Source organism: Pseudovibrio exalbescens DSM 16456 (assembly GCF_000422785.1).
Classification (GTDB): domain Bacteria; phylum Pseudomonadota; class Alphaproteobacteria; order Rhizobiales; family Stappiaceae; genus Pseudovibrio; species Pseudovibrio exalbescens.
Genome location: NZ_KE383919.1, coordinates 346979 through 366678, shown reverse-complemented (window position 1 = coordinate 366678; position 19700 = coordinate 346979). Strand labels below are relative to the sequence as shown.

Annotated in this window: 22 protein-coding genes; 21 read left to right on the top strand and 1 reads right to left on the bottom strand. The window is 58.5% G+C overall.

The window, feature by feature from the left end; all coding sequences use genetic code 11:
* Positions 1-383 precede the first annotated feature (383 nt).
* A complete protein-coding gene (locus G512_RS0118540) occupies positions 384-947 on the bottom strand; it encodes a T4SS efffector SepA family protein (protein ID WP_036490096.1) in 564 nt (187 codons plus the stop codon).
* 398 nt (positions 948-1345) lie between these two features.
* On the opposite strand from G512_RS0118540, the gene G512_RS21825 reads away from it, so the two are divergent.
* From G512_RS21825 to G512_RS0118435, 21 genes are all read left to right on the top strand, one after another.
* A complete protein-coding gene (locus tag G512_RS21825; protein ID WP_036490092.1) occupies positions 1346-1585 on the top strand; it encodes a hypothetical protein in 240 nt (79 codons plus the stop codon).
* Between the two features lie 777 nt (positions 1586-2362).
* The gene (locus G512_RS0118530; protein WP_051269631.1) at positions 2363-2908 is read left to right on the top strand and encodes a hypothetical protein; all 546 of its coding nucleotides are present in this window, start codon (positions 2363-2365) and stop codon (positions 2906-2908) included.
* On the top strand, positions 2829-4175 hold the full coding sequence (locus tag G512_RS0118525) for a DNA-packaging protein (RefSeq protein ID WP_081657562.1): 1347 nt from the start codon (positions 2829-2831) through the stop codon (positions 4173-4175). Before G512_RS0118530 ends, G512_RS0118525 begins: the two co-directional genes overlap by 80 nt.
* Before the next feature lie 159 nt (positions 4176-4334).
* On the top strand, positions 4335-5510 hold the full coding sequence (locus tag G512_RS0118520; RefSeq protein WP_028482998.1) for a phage portal protein: 1176 nt from the start codon (positions 4335-4337) through the stop codon (positions 5508-5510).
* Positions 5510-5701, top strand: coding sequence for a hypothetical protein (locus G512_RS0118515; RefSeq protein ID WP_028482997.1), 192 nt, complete (start codon positions 5510-5512; stop codon positions 5699-5701). Before G512_RS0118520 ends, G512_RS0118515 begins: the two co-directional genes overlap by 1 nt.
* Before the next feature lie 449 nt (positions 5702-6150).
* Entirely contained in the window at positions 6151-6558 is a 408-nt protein-coding gene (locus G512_RS0118510; protein WP_028482996.1) for an HK97 family phage prohead protease, read from the top strand.
* Positions 6559-6666: 108 nt separating this feature from the next.
* Positions 6667-8001 (top strand): phage major capsid protein, encoded by a 1335-nt coding sequence (locus tag G512_RS0118505; protein WP_028482995.1) that lies wholly within the window; start codon positions 6667-6669, stop codon positions 7999-8001.
* Between the two features lie 54 nt (positions 8002-8055).
* Positions 8056-8628: a head-tail connector protein gene (locus G512_RS0118500; protein WP_028482994.1), complete on the top strand. Its 573-nt coding sequence runs from the start codon at positions 8056-8058 to the stop codon at positions 8626-8628.
* The gene (locus tag G512_RS21820; RefSeq protein ID WP_081657561.1) at positions 8625-8954 is read left to right on the top strand and encodes a phage head closure protein; all 330 of its coding nucleotides are present in this window, start codon (positions 8625-8627) and stop codon (positions 8952-8954) included. Before G512_RS0118500 ends, G512_RS21820 begins: the two co-directional genes overlap by 4 nt.
* Positions 8951-9352 carry a DUF3168 domain-containing protein gene (locus G512_RS0118490; RefSeq protein WP_028482993.1) on the top strand — a complete coding sequence of 134 codons (402 nt, stop codon included), beginning with the start codon at positions 8951-8953 and terminating at the stop codon, positions 9350-9352. Before G512_RS21820 ends, G512_RS0118490 begins: the two co-directional genes overlap by 4 nt.
* A gap of 55 nt (positions 9353-9407) precedes the next feature.
* Positions 9408-9824 (top strand): phage major tail protein, TP901-1 family, encoded by a 417-nt coding sequence (locus G512_RS0118485; protein ID WP_028482992.1) that lies wholly within the window; start codon positions 9408-9410, stop codon positions 9822-9824.
* A gap of 12 nt (positions 9825-9836) precedes the next feature.
* The gene (locus G512_RS21815) at positions 9837-10238 is read left to right on the top strand and encodes a gene transfer agent family protein (RefSeq protein ID WP_051269628.1); all 402 of its coding nucleotides are present in this window, start codon (positions 9837-9839) and stop codon (positions 10236-10238) included.
* Positions 10235-10432, top strand: coding sequence for a phage tail assembly chaperone (locus tag G512_RS22515; RefSeq protein ID WP_028482991.1), 198 nt, complete (start codon positions 10235-10237; stop codon positions 10430-10432). The genes G512_RS21815 and G512_RS22515 overlap by 4 nt, the downstream gene beginning before the upstream one ends.
* Entirely contained in the window at positions 10432-10995 is a 564-nt protein-coding gene (locus tag G512_RS0118470) for a phage tail tape measure protein (RefSeq protein WP_028482990.1), read from the top strand. The genes G512_RS22515 and G512_RS0118470 overlap by 1 nt, the downstream gene beginning before the upstream one ends.
* A 217-nt stretch (positions 10996-11212) precedes the next feature.
* Positions 11213-11848: a DUF2460 domain-containing protein gene (locus tag G512_RS0118465; RefSeq protein WP_322782963.1), complete on the top strand. Its 636-nt coding sequence runs from the start codon at positions 11213-11215 to the stop codon at positions 11846-11848.
* Positions 11849-11864: 16 nt separating this feature from the next.
* Entirely contained in the window at positions 11865-12758 is an 894-nt protein-coding gene (locus G512_RS0118460) for a DUF2163 domain-containing protein (RefSeq protein ID WP_028482988.1), read from the top strand.
* Complete coding sequence (locus G512_RS0118455; RefSeq protein WP_028482987.1) at positions 12755-13216, top strand: NlpC/P60 family protein; 462 nt, start codon at positions 12755-12757, stop codon at positions 13214-13216. Before G512_RS0118460 ends, G512_RS0118455 begins: the two co-directional genes overlap by 4 nt.
* Before the next feature lie 3 nt (positions 13217-13219).
* Positions 13220-17101 (top strand): baseplate multidomain protein megatron, encoded by a 3882-nt coding sequence (locus G512_RS0118450; RefSeq protein WP_028482986.1) that lies wholly within the window; start codon positions 13220-13222, stop codon positions 17099-17101.
* A gap of 62 nt (positions 17102-17163) precedes the next feature.
* Entirely contained in the window at positions 17164-17451 is a 288-nt protein-coding gene (locus tag G512_RS0118445) for a PepSY domain-containing protein (RefSeq protein ID WP_051269624.1), read from the top strand.
* Between the two features lie 26 nt (positions 17452-17477).
* Positions 17478-18149, top strand: coding sequence for a response regulator (locus tag G512_RS0118440; protein WP_028482984.1), 672 nt, complete (start codon positions 17478-17480; stop codon positions 18147-18149).
* 31 nt (positions 18150-18180) lie between these two features.
* A complete protein-coding gene (locus tag G512_RS0118435) occupies positions 18181-19533 on the top strand; it encodes an ATP-binding protein (RefSeq protein WP_036490083.1) in 1353 nt (450 codons plus the stop codon).
* Positions 19534-19700 lie beyond the last annotated feature (167 nt).

Sequence of the window (19700 nt, the reverse complement as noted above, 5' to 3'; positions counted from 1 at the left end):
TGACAACCGCGCACTCTACCGTGCTTCCCAGTGATAATATGCTTCATCACAAAAAGCGGCCTGAAGAGTTCATGGACTGCTTCGCCAAGCCTATCTCATATTCCCTAGACGAGGCGCGCAGCTGATGATGACATTTCCGGCTTGGGTCAGCCTGCTGCGTGTGCGGCGCGCCTTGGCGAAGCCGTTTGGCGTCTCCATCCGGTTCAACTATTCGTAACCATTGGCATTTTCCGGCGGTCAGTCGCAGTGAGAACGAGATCATTCTCGGCGTTGATAACACGCATCTGGATTTCCGCATCTCCATCATGCCGTTCCATACCTTTCGGTCAGCCGAATTTTCCCGACCGCGATACAGCCGCCCCAAGCGCGCCTGACCGTTTTCCCTAAGCGTTGCCTGACCGCAGCACACCCGTCTTTCCCGGATACTGCGCTTTCGCGTCTTGTTTCCACCGGAACTCTACCGAGACTGGTATACGCCACTTTTTGGCGATGCGATCAATTTCCTTCCAGCAGTCTGACGCGGATTGCCCCTGAACCGAAATTCCGAGGTCGGGGCGATACTTGAATCCCTCATCATCATACTGTTCCGTCTTGGCCGGGATCCCAAGTTCTCGAACCAGCTTTTCGCCTTCAAATCCTTTGGCCCTCAGTTCCCCGATCATGGTGAGTAGGATCTCCGACCAAGGTCGGCCGTGTATTACCTTGCCGTTGATCGAGGCGGTTCGCGGCTTAGTGTAGGTGAGACCCGGCGCAGTGTCGAACTGCATTGCCTCACCATCGGTCGTGGTTGTTGCCATTTCTGGCTCGTCGTCTCGTTCCATTCCGAGCCGCTCCATTGCCTCACGCACGATGCGGTCAATGGTCTCGCCTGGAGTCTTGGTGCCAAACCATGTCGCTATGGACTTGAGATCGGCAAACGTTGCGTCGTTGATTCTAACTACAGGCATCTTATTATCTCCATGGGTAGTTTCGCAGAGCATGTAACATATTCTTAATATTGGCCTCAATTATAATATGTAACATATTCTCTATAATTCACAACTCGGACCAATACGGATTGGCTTGCCTGTTGCGTATGCTACCGGACTATGCCTGCGCCAATGAGCGGGGGAAGCCGCCTGCCGTTTGTCATCGTGCGGGCTGCGGTAGTGCGTGTCAGATCCTTTCACGAACGCTTTTTTCGCCGCCTCTCGAAATATACTTATGACGACACGTTAGGGCTCCTTGACGAGTGCGATCTGCATACCTTACACCGCGCACTGATCTGGAGGTTGCATTTGCCGTGCGCCTCTCGCCAAGCAAGAAAAATGACGAGGTCCAAGGAGACGTTATGAAGAGCCTGTTTATGAATAAGTTTGTTTCTGGCGGTGTCGTGTTTGTCGTATTTCAAGTGCTGGCCTATCTGGCTTTGCAGGGTGAAATGGTGAGTTCTTCGGGAAGCCGCCGCAAAGCTGTGGCTGATGCGGTGAATTTTCTCGTTGAGCGATTTGGTGCCGTCCCGGCCGCTGCAATCTTTTCTGTGGCGGGCATTGTGATCGCCTTCATCATCTACAAGGTGCTTGAGCGTCGCGCTGCTGCTGGCTGAAAGTCGTAGCACCAAGCGAATGGACATTGAGACCAAAAGGGGAGCCGCGGGAACGCTGCTCCCCTTTTTGCGTTGTGCGGGTCATGGGTGGCTTGTCTTGATCGCGGAAAGGGACGCACCCAGATCACAGGCCTGCTCTTATCTGGATTTTTCATCTCTAACGCTGACGGGGTTTTTATCTTTGCCGGCGTGCTGATGGCGTCTGACTACCGCGTGAAGGGGGATAAGTCTCCCCAGCCTTTGGGAGGGCTGTGCCAGCAACGGCGAAGTTGAGCCCCGTCGCGGCCACACTGTCATTTCCCAAGAGGGGAATAATTGATCTAACGGAATGAATAATGAAAATATAGGAATATTATCTTGACAGCGTAACGCTGGTTTGCTAGGGTTTTGGCATGCTAGAAAAACTGTGAGTTGACCTCAGGTTGTGCTTCTGGGCTGGTGACGGATACCAGATGGGGCGCGTTCAATCGTGTTCGCAACGTGCTGGCCTAAGGTTGAATTGGACGCGAATTAGCTACTAGAAGTTGACAGATGAAGTGCTTGAGTAGCGTTTGTCTGGCCTATTCAGGTGATCAATTGTTTGGTTGAGGAAGGCTATTTGCGGAGGTGTTGAAGCACCTCGCCGCTGTAAACCTCTTCTGTCAGGGGGGCAGCTTCAGTGCCTTGCTCCCAAGGCAGAGATGGAAAAGTTGAAAGATTATGAGTGTGTGAGCCGCTGGGTCCGATGATCGGATCGGCGGTTTTTTTGTGTCTGAAGGCGGGAGGTGAAGAACGGCCATGGCGTCATCTGAAGCTGATGTGTCAACCACCGAAAGCACGGAGGCGGACCTGCGTGGTGCGGGTCAGCGGGTGCCGCTTGAGACCTGGCAATGGATCCGCCGACGGGTCGAAGAAAGCGGTGTCCCCATCAATCAGATCGCACGTGAAACCGGCGTGCCGGCGTCGACCATCACCTCGCGCATTCGCCGGGAAGGGTGGCTGCGACGCGCTCGCCTGTCGGCGGAGTTGGCACAGGCGACGCCGGAAGAACGCAGCCGGTTGATCAGTCGTCTTTATAGCGCCTTTGAAAAACAGGTTGGCCGGATCGAGCAGCGGCTTCGGGAACTGGCGGAAGAAAAGAATGTGTCTCTGGCCGAGACGGATCACTTGTCACGCACACTGACCAGTCTGGCCAAAACACTGGATACGCTGATCACGCTGCAAGACGCTCACGGCCCGGCGCAGCAGGAGGAGGGAGGTGCTGATGACGACGTACGCAACCAGCTTGCGCGACGGCTTGAAGCGTTGTGCGCAGGTGGGCAAGACGGAGGTTTTTCTCAATAGCCTGACACGGCAACAGTTGAGGTTTTTGCAACATGAATGGAGCGCCTTCGCTCACCCTCATCAACTGCCACCAAAAGGGCAGTGGCATACCTGGTTGATCATGGGCGGACGCGGTTGTGGCAAGACCCGAGCAGGGGCCGAGTGGGTTCGTGCTCTTGCGACCGGCAAACCTTGGGCTGGGCAGCCGGAGTTGCCGGCGGGGGCCGGACAGATCGCCCTTGTGGGACAAACCTATCATGATGTGCGGGAGGTGATGGTGGAGGGGGTTTCCGGTGTAATGAACATTCATCCCCGGCATGAGCGGCCTGCGTGGAGTTCATCGCGGCGGCGGTTGGAATGGCCAAATGGAGTGGTGGCGCGGTGTTTCTCCTCCGAAGATCCCGAGGCGTTGAGGGGACCCCAGTTCGCTGTGGCCTGGTGTGATGAGTTGGCCAAGTGGCGATATGCTCAGGAGACCTATGACATGCTGCAGTTCGGGTTGCGTCTGGGGGAATGCCCTCGGCAACTGGTCACCACCACACCCCGCGTTGTTCCCGTGCTCAAACGGATACTGGCGGAGGAAACAACCATGACAACTCGAGCCAGCACCATGACCAATGCGGGGTTTCTTGCTCCGGGATTTCTGGAGGGAATGATGCGTCGCTACGGGGGCACGCGATTGGGGCGTCAGGAGCTTGATGGCGAGTTGATCGCTGATCGGGAAGATGGATTATTTCTCAGGAAATGGTTTGAGCTGGGACGGATACCGGAGGTCTCCAATCTACTGCGCATTGTCATTGCGATTGACCCGCCCGCCACCGCAACCGATCGGTCCGATGCCTGCGGGATCGTGGCTGCAGGGCTTGATGAGGCCGGTACAGGGTACATACTTCGAGACCGAAGCAAGCGTGGTTTGAGGCCTCGCGAGTGGGCACAGCGTGCCATTGATCTCTATCATGAGTTGCAGGCGGATTGCGTTGTTGCGGAGGCTAATCAGGGCGGGGAGATGGTGCGCGAAGTCATGGCGCGCGCAGATCCGGCTGTGCCTGTCAAGTTGGTTCATGCCACTCGGTCCAAGCGGCGCCGGGCCGAACCCGTCGCGCTTTTGTATGAACAGGGCCGGGTTTACCACGTGGGCCAGTATCCGGAACTTGAAGACGAAATGGCGGACTTTGCGCCCACGGGCTTGTCGTCTGGCCGCTCGCCCGACCGGCTTGATGCGCTGGTCTGGGCACTGAGTGAGTTGATGCTGAACCAGTCAACCCGCCCGAGATTGCGTGCGCTCTGACATCCGAAGCCAGGGATGGGATGGAGGCAAGAAAAGCCTCTAAGGGATTCAGAGGATTCAGGAAATGAGGCCTGACTGAATCAATGTTTCAAACAAATGAATCGGCACTTTAACTACTTAAAGCAACGCTTTAAGTGTAGTTGAAAAGCGAGTATATTCATGCCTTTAAAGAGATTTCTTGAACGTTTTTCCGCACATCAGAGAGAAACCAAGGCCTCTCGCACCTCGCGGTTTGTCGCCATGCAGACTCAGGGACGCGCCGTTTGGACCCCTCGAGATTATGCAGCATTGGTTAAGGAAGGCTACATGAAAAACGCCGTTGCCTTCCGGGCGGTGCGGATGATCTGTGAAGCCGCCAGTGGCTTGAGGCTTGTGGTGAAGGAAGACGGGAGCGAGGTTGACGAACACCCGCTTCTGGCGTTGTTGGAGCGGCCGGCGCCGGGCGAAAATACCGCCAGTTTTTTGGAGGCCATTTTCGGCTATCTGATTTTGTCGGGCAATGCGTATGTAGAGGCTGTTGCACTTGAGGACGATGTGCGTGAACTGCATGTGTTGCGCCCTGACCGGGTGAAAGTGGTGCCCGGTGCCAAGGGTTGGGTGGAAGCCTACGACTACACGGTGGGCGGCAGGACCATGCGTATTCCGGCACAGGGAAACGGTCAGGTTGTACCTTTATTACATATGAAACAATTCCATCCATTGCATGACTACTACGGCTTTGCCGCGCTGGAGGCGGCGCAAGGACCGCTCGACATTCACAATGCAGCAGGTCAATGGAGCAAGGCCCTTTTGGACAATGCGGCGTGTCCGTCCGGTGCGTTGGTCTATGGGGGTGGTGACGCTGTTCATTTGAGTGACGAACAGTTTCAGCGGCTGAAAGAGGAGCTGGCGGACAGCTACCAGGGGGCGCGCAACGCCGGACGACCCTTGTTGCTGGAAGGTGGATTGGATTGGAAGCCGATGGCTTTATCCCCCCGCGACATGGATTTCATTGCTGCAAAAAATCAGGCGGCCCGAGAGGTCGCTCTGGCACTGGGTGTGCCACCGTTGCTCCTTGGTCTGCCAGGAGACAATACCTATGCCAATTATCAGGAAGCCAATCGGGCCTTCTGGCGCCAGACCGTTTTGCCGTTGGCGCGCCGAGTGCATACGGCGCTGGCTCAATGGTTATCCCCCTCATGGGAGCGTCCGGTTACATTGGAGGCAGATCTGGATGCGGTGGAAGCTCTCAGCGCCGAGCGGTCGGCATTGTGGCAACGCGTGACACAGGCCGATTTTTTGTCGTCCGATGAAAAGCGAGAGGCGGTTGGGTATGGGCCGCGGGAGGAGGTGTGATGGATATTGTAAAGGTGCTGGCGGAGCGAGGAGATCTGGCTCACCTGACGTTGTTTCTGTGGGCCAGCAGTTCCACCAGTTTGCTGGTCTGGGCGTTGCGTGAGCTGGCCAATGGAGCGCGTCGGCTCGATGATTTTCTCTCCGAAGTAACTCGGTTGAACGCCATCCTGAGCGATGAGGAATGGCCTTGAGCCGATAAATGTTACATGGGAAATAATTGAGATTAAGTTTGATAATTAGTAGCAATGCGCTGGGATTGTGAGGTGGGAATGCGAGCCATGTTTCCAAGTGGTGTCTTTTGGCAGGGCCATAAATGCGGTGAGATTTTTGAGGCGTTCAAGACGGTGCGATCCAGGGCGTCTGATTTGCGCCGGGCCATGATGCAGCAGCGCAGAGGTAGGGCTGAGCCGGAGCAACCTTCGATGCAGCGGCGAGAGGGTGGGTGTGATGGATCGAGCTCCTGCGCCGACACGCAATCCGAGTTGCCGGCGACGCTCCAGTCCTGTCGGCAAACGGGGCTGCCTCGTTTGGCACCAAACGTAGCGCCGTGTTCAGTTCACAATCTGGCGCGCATCGTGCGGGCCGCTCGCTCCGTGCATTGACGGCAAGAGTCATGCCGGTGTTGTGAGGAGGAGGGCCTATGCAGATTAGGGGATACGCCAGCCGGTTCCATGAGGTGGATGATGGCGGCGACTGTGTTCATCGCGGTGCGTTCCTGCGCTCGCTTGTGCGGCGTCCGACGCAGGACATCAAGATGCTTTGGCAGCATGATCCGTCACGTCCGATTGGGCGATGGACTTCCATCCGTGAGGACAGTCAGGGCTTGTTCGTGCAAGGCGAGATTCTGGATGCGGTGGCGCAAGGCCGGGAAGCAGCACACCTGATTGCCGCCGGTGTGCTGAACGGATTGTCGATCGGCTTCAAGGCGCGCAAGGCCCGCCGTGATCCGCACACCGGATGTCGCGATGTGCTGGCGGTTGATCTCTGGGAGGTTTCACTGGTGACCTTCCCGCTCTTACGGTCCGCCCGGCTTGATAGCTCAGACTGATACGGGCGACTGAACCAGCTCAACGAACCGATACGTGAACCTTGATCCGCTGCTTTTGGTTGTAGCGGAGCAGGAGAACTGCGTCTTAAATTAGAGGAAAAAAATCCTATGAATCAGAAGAGACTGACACAGCTGGAAACCAAGGATCTGGCCCACCCCAAGGGGGCTGTTGTGAAGGCAGATGCGGCGCCAGGGCAAAGTGTGACCACGGCCAGTGAGGCGTTGGACCAACTGCTCGGCGCGTTTGAGGACTATCGTCATGCCAATGATGAGCGCTTGGACGAGCTGGAGAAAAAATCGCAGGTCGACACATTGGTGGAAGACAAGCTGCGGCGCATGGACGAGGCGCTGGACAAGCAAATGGAGCGCGTCAACGAACTGGCTTTGAAAAGCCGGCGACCGGAAAAACCGGGGTTGGAGACAGTGGGTAGTGGGCGCTCGACCCAACGTGCACAAGCCGGTGGTTTTGCGGCGACGGAACACAAGGCCGCGTTTGAACGGTATGTGCGCCAGGGTCAGGAGCAGGACCTGCGCCAGTTGGAGGTGAAGGCGCTGTCGGTGGGGTCAGATGCGGATGGCGGGTATCTGGTACCCGAGCAGACGGAAGCGGAAATCCTTCTGCGTCTGGCGAATGTGTCGCCCATTCGGGCGATCGCAGGCAATCGGCAAATAACCGGGAACACGTTCAAGAAACCGTTCTCCAAATCCGGCCTTGCCAGCGGTTGGGTGGGGGAGACCGCAGCTCGGCCCGAGACGGCCTCACCGGATCTGGCGGAACTGGCGTTTCCAACCATGGAGCTTTACGCCATGCCCGCAGCCACCCAAACCCTGCTCGACGATTCCGCCATCAACGTGGATGAGTGGATCGCGCAAGAGGTACAAGCCGCCTTCGCGGAGAAGGAAGGGGCCGCGTTCATTTCCGGAAACGGCACCAACGCACCGCGGGGCTTTCTTGATTATACTCAGGTGGATGAGACCGGCTGGAGTTGGGGCAACATTGGTACCTTGAGTACCGGTGCCGATGGCGCCTTTGCGGCCAGCAATCCCGGTGACGTGCTGATTGATCTGGTCTATGCCCTGAAGGCCGGTTTTCGGCAGAACGCCCGTTTTGTGTTCAATCGGTCAACTCAGGCCGCCCTTCGCAAACTCAAGGACGGACAGGGCAACTATCTGTGGCAGCCACCAACCAGCCCCGGCTCATCGGCCAGTCTGATGAGCTTTCCGGTGACCGAGGCCGAGGACATGCCGGATATCGGCAGCGCCACGACGCCCATTGCCTTCGGTGATTTTCAGCGCGGCTATCTGGTGGTGGATCGTCTGGGCGTGCGCATCCTGCGTGATCCGTATTCCAACAAGCCGTATGTGCTGTTTTACACCACCAAACGCGTGGGCGGCGGCGTGCAGGACTTTGATGCCATTAAGCTTCTGAAGTTTGCCGCATAGGGCGCCAGCACCTGCCTGAAACCTGACCTCAATCTAAAAAACGGAGAGCCCGCCATGACTGCGGTTGTTACGGTGGCACCGGCGCGAGAGCCGGTGACGCTGGCCGACGCCCATGCGCATTTGCGCCTGTCACACACCCACGAGGATGCCTTGCTGGAACGCCTTATCACTGCAGCGCGCACGGAAGTGGAGCGGTTGACCGGGCGGGCTCTCATTACTCAGAGCTGGCGTCAGTACATCGACGAGATGCCAGCAGAACGGATTATTCGTTTGCCGGTTGCGCCCATTCGGCAGGTGGACGCGCTCACACTCTTTGCAAGTGACGGCACGGCGCATGTCCTGCCGCCGGAGCGCTATGTTACGGATCTGGCCAGCAACCCGGCCCGGCTCCGGGTGCGGGCGGGTCTGGAGCCACCGCGCCGGGAACTCAACGGCATTGAGGTCGATATGACAGCGGGCTACGGCGATCAGCCGGCAGATGTTCCTGCCGGTCTGCGGACCGCCATCTTGATGCTGATGGGCTTTTGGTATGAGCGTCGCAGCCTGGTGGAGGACGGGGCAATCAGTGGGTTTCTGCCTCATGGTTTTGCCGGCGCGCTGTCGCCTTACAAGGTGCTGAAGATATGATGGGGGCCGGGAAATTTGATACGCCGATGACCCTGTCTGCCCCCTCGGTCTCTCTGGCACCAACCGGAGATGACGAGACCGTGTATCTGCCACAGGCAGTGGTCTGGGCGCAGGTGCGCCCGCGCCGCGTCGCTGCAACACCGCAGGCGGGGCGGCTACAGGAGACAACAGGATACACGGTGCGGCTGCGCTACCGCGCTGATGTTCTGCCCGGTTGGCTTTTGGAGGCAGGCCCGCTGCGGCTGCGCGTCGAAACGGTGGTCGACCCGGACCAGCGAACCCGCGTGCTGGATCTGACATGCCGCCAACTGGAAGAAGCCTCATGAGCCAAAGCATATTCCGCGATGCCGTCATCACCGCCTTGCGGACGGACACCGCTCTTCTCGCCCTAATGGACAATGACGAAGGGCGAATTGTTGATGGTGCGCCGGCCTTCATTCACCTGCCGTATCTGAGCCTGTCTCAAGTTCAGAGCCAGAGCCTCACCGGCAACCCGGCGGATGGCGACCGCGTGCGGTTCACGATTGAGGCCTATTCTCGCGCTCTCACCCGTTCGGATGTGGCAGCGCTTGGCGCGCGCGTGACTGATGTCCTGACTGCGGGGGCGCTCACCACAGGCTCTGGTGGCCAGGTGCTTGTGCTGGCCGTGACGCAAGAAATATCCCTGCAGCGCGACCGGCGTACGTGGCGGGCCCGGCTTGCCGGACGTGCGGTGGTGGAATGAAGCGCACTGCCAGTGGGCTGCGCAGATCAGACAACATCAAATCAAGGAGAAAGGCATGGCTGCTCAGGCAGGCAAGGACATGCTGTTGAAGCTGGACCTGAACGGTTCCGGCAGTTTTGAAAGTGTGGCAGGACTGCGCTCGCGTCGTTTTGCGTTGAACGCCGTTGCCGCAGATATCACCAATGCGGACAGCGCTGGTCGCTGGCGGGAGCTGTTGGCGCAAACCGGCACCCGGTCCGCCAGCATATCGGGGCAGGGCGTGTTTCGGGACCAGAATGCCGATGCTCAAATCCGCACCCTGTTTTTTTCCGGCGCGTTGGCCACCTGGCAGGTGGTCCTGCCCGGTTTCGGGGTATTGGAAGGCCCGTTTCATCTGGCGGGACTGGAATATGCCGGCGAGTTCAACGGCGAGGTCACCTATGAGTTGGCGCTGGAGTCGGCGGGTGAGCTGACCTTCTCCGAGACACCCTGAGGAGGCAAGGAAATGACCAATCGATATCGCGGCGAAGTGGAGATCACTCTGGATGGACGGTGCTGGTCCATGGTGCTGACACTGGGAGCATTGGCGGAGCTGGAGGGTGCCTATGCCGCCGATAATCTGGATGACCTGTTGGCACGGTTCACCACAGGCCGGCTCAGTGCGCACGACATTCAGCGTCTCCTTCTGGCGGGCCTGAAGGGGGCCGGACATGATGTTGATGCAGACCAATTGGCCCGCATGCATTGTCCGCAGGGCGTGGTCGGCATGGCACAAGCGGTCAAGCATCTGCTGGAGGCAACCTTTGCCCCGCAGGAGGCGGGGACAGCTTCTGTTGCAACGAGCCCCTCAAAAGCTAAAGGGCATTCCGATACGACGCACCACCCCGCCATGGCGCGGCACCCGTGACACGCCCGTTTCCGTGGCAGGAGGCCATGCGGCTGGCCTTTTCCCATCTCGGGTGGTGTCCGCGCACCTTCTGGCAAGCCACGCCCCGTGAGTTGGCAGCCGGTTTGGCCCCGCCGCAAAACGCGTCCCCATTTTTGCAACAGGACTTGGTGCAACTGATGGGTCGCTATCCCGACAAGAAAGGAGACCACTGATGGACGAAGAACCAGCAACGGACTGGGGCGTGGATCAGGCCGAGGAACTGGCCGCCACATTTCGCGACCTCAAGGGGCTGGCCGGGGAGTTCTCACGGGAGTTGACCTCCGGGCTCTCGGCCGCAGTCCTGTCGGGCAAGAGCCTGCGTTCGGTCATGTCCGAGATGGCCTTGTCATTGTCCCGCAGCAGTTTGAACGCAGCGCTTCAACCGTTGGAGGCTGCGTTGACCAACGGTCTGACCAATCTGGTGAGCGGCAGCGTCAGCGGATCGCTGTCAGGCGTCATGCCATTTGCAAAAGGAGGCATTGTTGCCGCACCGACCTACTTTCCCATGGGGCACAACGGTGCCGCGCTTGGGGTGATGGGCGAAGCGGGGCCGGAGGCGGTTTTGCCTTTGAAACGAGGCGTTGGCGGTCGGCTGGGCGTGGATGCCTCTGGAGCGGCAGGGGCCCCCATTACGGTGAATGTAACGACACCGGACGTGCAGGGGTTTCAGCAATCACAAGGGCAGGTGGCGACAGCAGTTGCCCGCGCTGTCGGACGGGGACAGCGCGGGCTATAACGTCGGCATTGAAGAGGAGGGACTCAAGGACCGACGCATCTCGGCGGCCGTTGTCGCAACGGCGCAATGTCGTGGCTGCGATGGGGCGGGCCAGTGACCTCGAAATGCTGATGTCACTTCAATTATACGACCCAACCGCCCTTTCGAGCCTGCAAGCACATTCACCAAGTTTCGACTTTCTTTCCTTGAGACAGGTCAAACCATAGGCCATATGCCCATGACATTTTTGGAAAAATGTTTTCCGAGCTGGATTTCCTTTGGTGCCAGCGGCGGCCCGCAACGGCGCACCCGCATTCTCACTTTCGCCAACGGACATGAAATTCGCGCAACCAATTGGGTCGGATCTCGACGGCGATATGACGCGGGGACCGGGATCCGGTCTCTGGCCGACTTGCATCATGTGCTGGCCTTTTTTGAAGAAACGCGCGGGCGTTTGATCGGCTTTCGCTTCAAGGATCCGTTTGATCATTCAACGGCTGCGTGGGGGCAGGCGATCACGGCGGAGGATGAACTGATCGCGACCGGAAACGGTACTGCAACCACCTTTCAACTGACCAAGGCCTATGGCGATCCGGGATCCCCCTACAACCGGATCATCCGGAAACCCGTTTCGGGCACACTGCGCCTTGCTGTTGATGGTGTGCACGTCGCACTCGGCCCCCAGGCCAGCCTCGACACCCAAACCGGCCTTGTCACCATTCATGGTGATCCGCCAGCAGCAGGGACACGGATCACTGCCGGTTTTGAGTTTCACACCCCGGTTCGGTTCGACACCGATCATCTGGAAGCCAGCCTGACCCATTTCAGTGCCGGACAAGTGCCAAGTGTGCCGCTGGTGGAAATAAACCTTTAATCCGAAAGGACAGGGCATGAGACAGATACCCCAAGCCTTGCTGGACCATCTGGCAGGGGATGAATGGACTGTGGCAACCTGCTGGAAATTCGAACGCGCGGATGGGCGCACACTAGGCTTTACCAGCCATGACTGTGTTCTGCACTTCGATGGCCAGAACTATGAGCCCGGCCTTGGGCTGCATGAAAGCCTGACCGAAGTGTCGGAGGGGTTTGCAGTTGGGTCTCAGGAAGTGACGGGGGCTATTTCTTCGCACACGTTGGATGAAACCGACCTGCGAGCGGGCCTTTGGGATGGCGCGCGCATCACCGTGTATTTTGTGAACTGGCAAGCGCCTGAAAGCCAACAAACCGTGTTGATGCGGGCGGTATTGGGGGAAGTGCGGCGCGATGGTTTGGCGTTCAAGGCCGAGCTGCGCACACTGCTGGACCTGTTTGCTGATGAGAAGGGGCGGGTCTATGCCCGGCAATGCAGCGCTGAGTTGGGCGACACGGCGTGCCGGGTGGATCTGGATCAACCGGCTTTTTCAGCAACTGCCACACTGGTGGACATGCCGGAACCACAAAAGCTGGAGGTGTCTGGGTTGGCCGCCTACGATGCAGGATGGTTCAGCGGTGGTGTTGTGCGCTTCGATGATGGCAGCCCGCTGGGGCAGCGCTTCACCGTGGTACGCGATGAAAAGCATGGCAGCGCTACCCACCTCACAGTGACGCGGCCGGTGGCAGGACTCATGAGTGTGGGCGCGGTGATGACCGTAGCGGCGGGGTGCGACAAGAGCTTTGAAACCTGCCAGCGCAAGTTCTCCAATGCGGCCAATTTCCAGGGATTCCCGCATATGCCGGGTAACGATTTCGTATTGTGGGGGCCGCGCCGGAATACCGGTGAGAACACCGGCGGGGCATTGTCATGACAGCGGAGGGACTACCCCCGGCGCAGGTGGTGGCTGAGGCTCGCCAATGGCTTGGGACGCCGTATCGTCACCGTGCCTCGCGTCAGGGCATCGGCTGCGATTGTCTGGGTCTGGTGCGCGGATTGTATCGCACATTCTATGGAACGGAGCCCGCGCCAGTACCGCCCTACGCCCCGGAATGGGCCGAGGTTGGCAGCTCGGACCGGTTGCTGGAGGCCGCCAGGGCTCATCTTGTTGAATTGACGCCTTCAATGTCTCCGCGGGCTGGTGAGTTGGTATTGTTTCGCTGGAAACCGAGCGGCTTGTGCAAGCATGTGGGCGTCGTGAGTGCGCCGGATCGGTTCATCCATGCCTATGAAAATGGCGGCACCGTCGAGAGCGCGCTTGTTCCGGCCTGGCGGCGCCGGATTGCAGCGAGCTTTGTGTTTCCTGATCCCATGACGACTAAGGTGAGGTAAGCCATGGCAACCATGATCCTGTCTGGTGTGGGCTCTGCCGTAGGCGGAGCAATCGCCGGACCGTTTGGCGCCATACTGGGCCAAGCGCTGGGCGCGCTGGGCGGAGCGGCCATCGACCGGGCGGTGTTTTCCCGCGAAGCAGAAGTGGAACGGGGCCAGATCGGCGATGTGCATTTGCAAACATCGTCACAGGGTCAGGGTATCCCACGGGTTTATGGCCGTGCACGACTATCGGGGGAAGTGATTTGGGCAACCCGCTACGAAGAGGTTGTTTCCCGCGAAAAACAAGGGGGAGGCAAAGGAGGCGGCGGCACCACCACGACCGTTACCACCCATAGCTACTTTGCCAATTTTGCCATTGGCCTGTGCGAGGGCCCCATATCCGATGTGCGTCGCATCTGGGCCGATGGCAAACCACTGGACCGCGAGAGCGTGAACATGCGGATTTATCATGGGACTGCCGATCAACTGCCCGATCCATTGATCGAGGCCAAGCAAGGCGTTGCGCCTGCCTATCGCAACTTGGCCTACGTGGTTTTTGAAAGACTGCCGCTGGCAGATTATGGCAATCGTCTGCCTCAGCTTTCCTTTGAGGTTGTGCGGGCGGTGGAACCACTGGAGGCCATGGTGCGTGGTGTCTCGCTGATCCCCGGGGCGGATGAGTTCATCTACAGCACGACCGAGGTGCTTGGTGAAACCGGACCGGGTGCCCGGCGTACCTTGAACCGTCATTTCAAGGTGGCAAGCAGTGATCTGGCCGCATCGCTGGATGAGCTTCAGGCATTATGCCCCAATCTGGAAAGCGTGGCACTGGTGGTCAGTTGGTTCGGCGATGACCTAAGGTGTGCCAACTGCGTGTTGGAACCCAAGGTAACGCTCAAGAACCGACGGACATGGCCCCGCAGTTGGCAGGTGGCAGGCAAGACCCGGGAGACAGCGCGTGCCGTGTCACAAGTGGACGGGCGCCCAGCGTATGGGGGCACGCCTTCTGACGATTCCGTGCGTGAAGCCATTGCGGAGCTGAAGCAGCGCGGTTTGAAGGTAATGTTTTACCCGTTCATCCTGATGGACATTCCAGAAGGTAATGGCAAGCCTGATCCTTATGGCGGTTCGGAACAGGCGGCTCACCCATGGCGTGGCCGCATCACGACGTCCCTTGCAGCTGAGATGGCGGGTACCCCTCAGGGGACAGCGGCGGCAGCACCTGAGATCGAGGCGTTTGTGGGCGGGATGACGGACGCGGGATATCGCCGCTTCTTGCACCATTGCGCCGATCTGGCGGTGTCGGCCGGTGGTGTGGATGCCTTTCTTATCGGCACGGAACTGAAGAACCTGACGCGTGCCTATGCCGAACCGGGGCGGTTTCCATTCGTCGATGCGCTTGTCACGTTGCTGCATGAAATCAGAAGCAAGCTGGGGCCGGCAACGAAACTGTCATATGCCGCAGATTGGTCGGAATATGGCGGGTTTTCGCCACAACCGGGTGAGCTGCGGTTTCCTCTTGATCCCTTGTGGGCGGACGCTCAACTTGATGCCATTGGTATTGACTGGTACGTGCCGCTGAGTGACTGGCGCGGCGGCGAAAGCGCTCAAGCTCGCTACGACCCGGAACGCTTGCGGGCCGGTCTGACAAGTGGTGAATACCATGACTGGTATTATGCCAGTACTTCCGACCGGGATGCGGGAACACGAACAACGATAACGGATGGGGCCTACGGCAAGCCTTGGGTGTATCGTGCCAAAGACCTGAAGAGTTGGTGGCAAAACCCGCATGTTGAGCGGATCGGAGAGGTGGAGCTGGGTACCCCAACAGCGTGGGTGCCGGAAAGCAAGCCCATCTGGTTGACCGAGCTTGGGTTTCCAGCGGTCGACAAGGGAACCAACCAGCCCAATGTCTTTTTTGATCCAAAGTCTGCTGAAAGCGCGTTCCCGCATTTTTCATCGGGAACGCGGGACGATCTTGTCCAGCGCCGGGCATTGGAAGCATCGCTGAGTTTCGCAGGGATCGCGCACCCCACGCTGCAGCCCGGTGAGATCCCGATCTCTTCTGTTTATGGCGGTCCGATGATCGACCCGCACGGCGTCTTTCTATGGACATGGGATGCAAGGCCATTTCCAGCTTTCCCCACCTTCACCGGTGAGTGGGCGGACGGCGAGAACTGGTATCGCGGACATTGGTTGAACGGGAGACTTGGGGCAGCGTCATCTGCTGGGATGCTGCGTCAACTTCTGGCAGACTTCGACGTGCCTTCAAGCGAGGTGCGGGTTGAGGAGGGCTCTGCCAAACTGGATGGACTGGTGGTGCCGGGGATTGCCTCCCTGCGCCAGGTTCTGGAGCCGTTGTTGGGGCCCTTGGGATTGATCGTGGCCGATGAGGGCGCACAAGTAGCGATACGCAGCGCGTGGGCGGAGAGTGATCCTGCGCCACTTGGTGCTTCTTTGGGCCTTGGCGACGTCGTCGTGGAAGGGGAAGAGACGGCCCCCTTGACGCGGTTGCGCGAAAGCGGGCGCCAACTGCCGGCGCATCTGCGCCTGAGTGCTTACGATCCGTTTGAGGACTACGCGCGCACTACCGCACAGTTTCGCTACGTGGGAGCAGAGGGCGATCGCGTACTCACCCAGTCCTTGCAGATCTCGCTAAGCCGTAGCGAGTTGCAAATGCTCTGCGAAAAACAACTGCAAGGGATATGGGCAAGTCGCGAAGCGGTTGAAACCAGCGTCTCACATCGGCATCTGGCGTTGACACCGGGAGAGACAGTCGCGTTGGATACAACACTCGAACCGGATCAAGCGTTTGAGACCCGGTATCGCATTACCCGAATGGCTTGGGGCGATGATCTGAAGCTGGAAGCTCAAGAGACCTGCAAGGAACCCGTGGCCTTGTCCCTTGGGGTGCCGACGCAAGGACAACCTGCGCGTTTCAGTGCGGGGGCGGTGGGCCCGCCGGAAGTTGTCATTGCCAATCTGCCGATCCTGACAGGAACTGGAGAGCCGGGAGCGCCGTTTATCGCCGCTTTTTCGGATCCGTGGCCCGGACCGCTTCAGATTTACCGCAGCAACAGCGGCACAGCCTACGAGTTGATCCAAACACTCGACGAGCGCGCTGTTATGGGTGTGCTTGCAGCGCCGCTGGCGCCGGGCCCCGTTTGGCGCTGGGACATGCACAGCACGGTGGTGCTAACGGACGTGACAGGAGCTCTTCAAGGCGCTGATCCGCTGGATGTGCTGGCTGGTGGCAATCCGTGTGCGGTGGAATCCGAGCCGGGACACTGGGAGATCTTGCAGTTTACGGAGGCTGAGTTGGTTGGCCCTCACAGCTATGAGCTTTCCGGATTGCTGCGCGGTCAGCGCGGAACGGAGGCTTTGGCGGGACAAGGCGCGCCCGCAGGTGCGCGGTTCGTGCTGTTGAACGAGGCGGTTCAAGCCCTGCCGTGGTCTCTTGAGGCGCTGCAACGCGACCAGTACTATCGTATGGTACCAGCAAGGGAAGCGTTGGACAGCCGGGCCTGTGTGGATCTCATACATGCCAGCGATGGGAAGGCTCTCATGCCATTCGCACCTGTTCACGTGAAGGTACGCCGGCTGGCCAATGCGGATCTGGAAATCAAGTGGGTCCGACGAACGCGTGCCAATGGGGATAGCTGGGCATTAGCGCAGGTTCCTCTCAATGAAACCGAGGAGCGGTATCAGATGCGGATCGAAACTCCGGCAGGTAACACTTTGCAGGTGCAAGAGGTTGCTCAGGATCGTTGGATCTATACCTACGCCATGCGACAAAGCGATTCGGTGAACAACGGTGATACCCTGATCATTTCCGTGGCTCAACTCTCGGAACTGGTGGGGCCGGGGGGCTGGACGCGTAAAACTGTCGAAATAAAGGCTTGAACCAGCTCAAGTGAAGCAAACGTTCATTTCATGTTCAGCCAGTGTGCAGTAAAAATGGGCTCATGAAGAAGCTCTGGTTTTTGCAACACAAATTGGCCGTGATCGGTCTGGCTGCCGCTTTGATGGCTCCGTTGGTGCCCTCAGCTGGCGCCGCACAGTGCCTGTCGCCCGGCGAAGCACGGGCGGCGGTGAGCAGCGGACAGGCACGGGCCCTTGGCTCGCTGAGCATTTCCGGCAAGATTGTCGATGCCAAGCTGTGCCGACAAGGCGGTCGGCTGGTCTATGTTTTGTCTGTGCTGCAAAACGGCAAGGTGCGGACCGTGACTGTTGACGCAAAAACCGGACGATAAAGCCGTAAAACGGCCTGGAGAATTGAATGCGCTTGCTCATCGTTGAAGACGATCAGGATCTGAACCGCCAGTTGTGCGCGGCCTGTGAAGATGCGGGCTATGTGGTCGACAAGGCTTTCGATGGCGAAGAGGGGCATTTCCTCGGCGATACCGAGCCGTATGATGCGGTGATCCTTGATATCGGTCTGCCTCAGATGGATGGGATCAGTGTGCTGGAGCGTTGGCGCCGGGACGGACGCACCATGCCGGTGCTGATCCTGACTGCGCGCGATCGTTGGAGCGACAAGGTTGCTGGCATAGACGCGGGCGCAGACGACTATGTCGCCAAACCCTTTCACATGGAAGAGGTGTTGGCCCGCGTTCGGGCTCTCGTGCGCCGCGCGGCAGGTCATGCGTCCAATGAAGTGGCTATCGGCGACGTGGTGCTGGATGTGAAGGCCGGCCGGGTGACCAATGCAGGCATGCCCGTCAAGCTCACCTCACATGAACTGCGGCTCCTGTCCTATTTGATGATGCACAAGGGCAGGGTCATCTCGCGTACCGAGTTGGTCGAGCATCTGTATGATCAGGACTTTGATCGTGATTCCAACACGATCGAAGTTTTTGTGGGTCGGCTGCGCAAGAAATTCGGCTCTACCTTCATCGAAACAGTGCGGGGACTTGGCTACCGGGTTCAGGACGAGGACGCGGGTGCCTGATACGATAAAACACGCCAGAAAACGTGGCCGCATGGCTTTGTCCCTTCGTTTGGTACTGGTCGCCGGGCTGTGGTCGCTCGTGACCTTCATCATTGCGGGCGGCGTATTGGTGACCCTATTCCAGCAGTCCAACATTCAAGCGCTGGATGAACGCCTTGACGTGCATATGACCACGCTTATCGGGGCAATCGCTCGCGATATGCCCGGGAAGCCTGAGCGACCGTCTAACCTTGGTGAAGCGCGCTTCGACCTGCCCTTGAGCGGTTGGTATTGGACTGTACGTAACGCCGATGATCCACGTGACGTTGTTTTTGACAGTCTGTCCTTGTTTGGCGACCGACTGGATCTGATCGATACCTCACGAGAGATGCCAAAACGGTTTTACACCACCGGCCCTGCAGGCATGGAACTACGGGTCATGTGGGACACCATTGGCTTCTCCGATGGTACGACCTATTTGATCGCCGTCGCTGGTAGTACCAGTGAAGTGGACGAGCGCACGACCTCCTTTGCATGGCTTGCGGCCCTCACGCTGGGCATCCTTGGGGCAGGGCTGATCGCGGCAATCATCTTGCAGGTGCGCTATGGCCTGTTGCCCGTCACCCACCTGCAAAAATCACTGGCTGCTGTCCGGCGCGGAGATGCTGAGGTGATTGATGAGGATTTGCCCCGTGAATTGAAACCTCTGGCTGAAGAACTCAATGCGCTTGTGAAGTCCAATCAGGAAATTGTTGAGCGCTCTCGAACCCATGTCGGCAATCTGGCGCACGGGTTGAAAACACCGCTATCTGTCATTTTGAATGAAGCGCGCGCCGAAGATACGCGGTTTGCGCGTAAGGTAGAAGAACAGGCCGGGCTGATGCAGGGCCAGATCAGCCATTATCTTGAGCGGGCCCGCATGGCGGCGCAGAGACGGGTGATCGGCGTATCCTGCGAAGTTGCACCGGTATTAACCCGGCTGACCCGGGTCATGGAAAAGATCTATCGCGAAAAGAACATCACTATCACAACCGACTTGCCAGCAACCTTGCGGTTTCGGGGTGAACAGCCGGATCTGGAAGAGGTCGCGGGGAATCTGATCGATAACGCCTGCAAATGGTGTGACCGTAATGTCGCAGTGCGATGCGAATTCGTCGAAATGGAAGGCTCATCGCGCGACACAATTCATCTAATTGTGGAGGATGATGGACCGGGATTAACCAAAACCGAGCGTCAATCCGCTCTCAGTCGCGGCAGACGTTTGGACGAAAGCGTTCCGGGTTCCGGGCTTGGTCTATCGATTATTGTTGATTTGGTAGGGGTTTACGGCGGTAGCTTTGAATTGGAGGAAAGCGAGTTGGGAGGATTGAAAGCTCTGGTTGTGCTGCCGGGCTTGAAATCCTGAAGGACTTGCATGACGTCGATTTAATGATCAAGATAACTATCTAATTAAAAGGTTGGGTTGCCATGAGACGTATCCTGTAGGCATATGCGCCTCAATATGTTTTCGGGACTTGATCTGTAATTCTACTCAGCCGTTTTCGGGTACGGTAATTCAGTATTCGGTCGTGT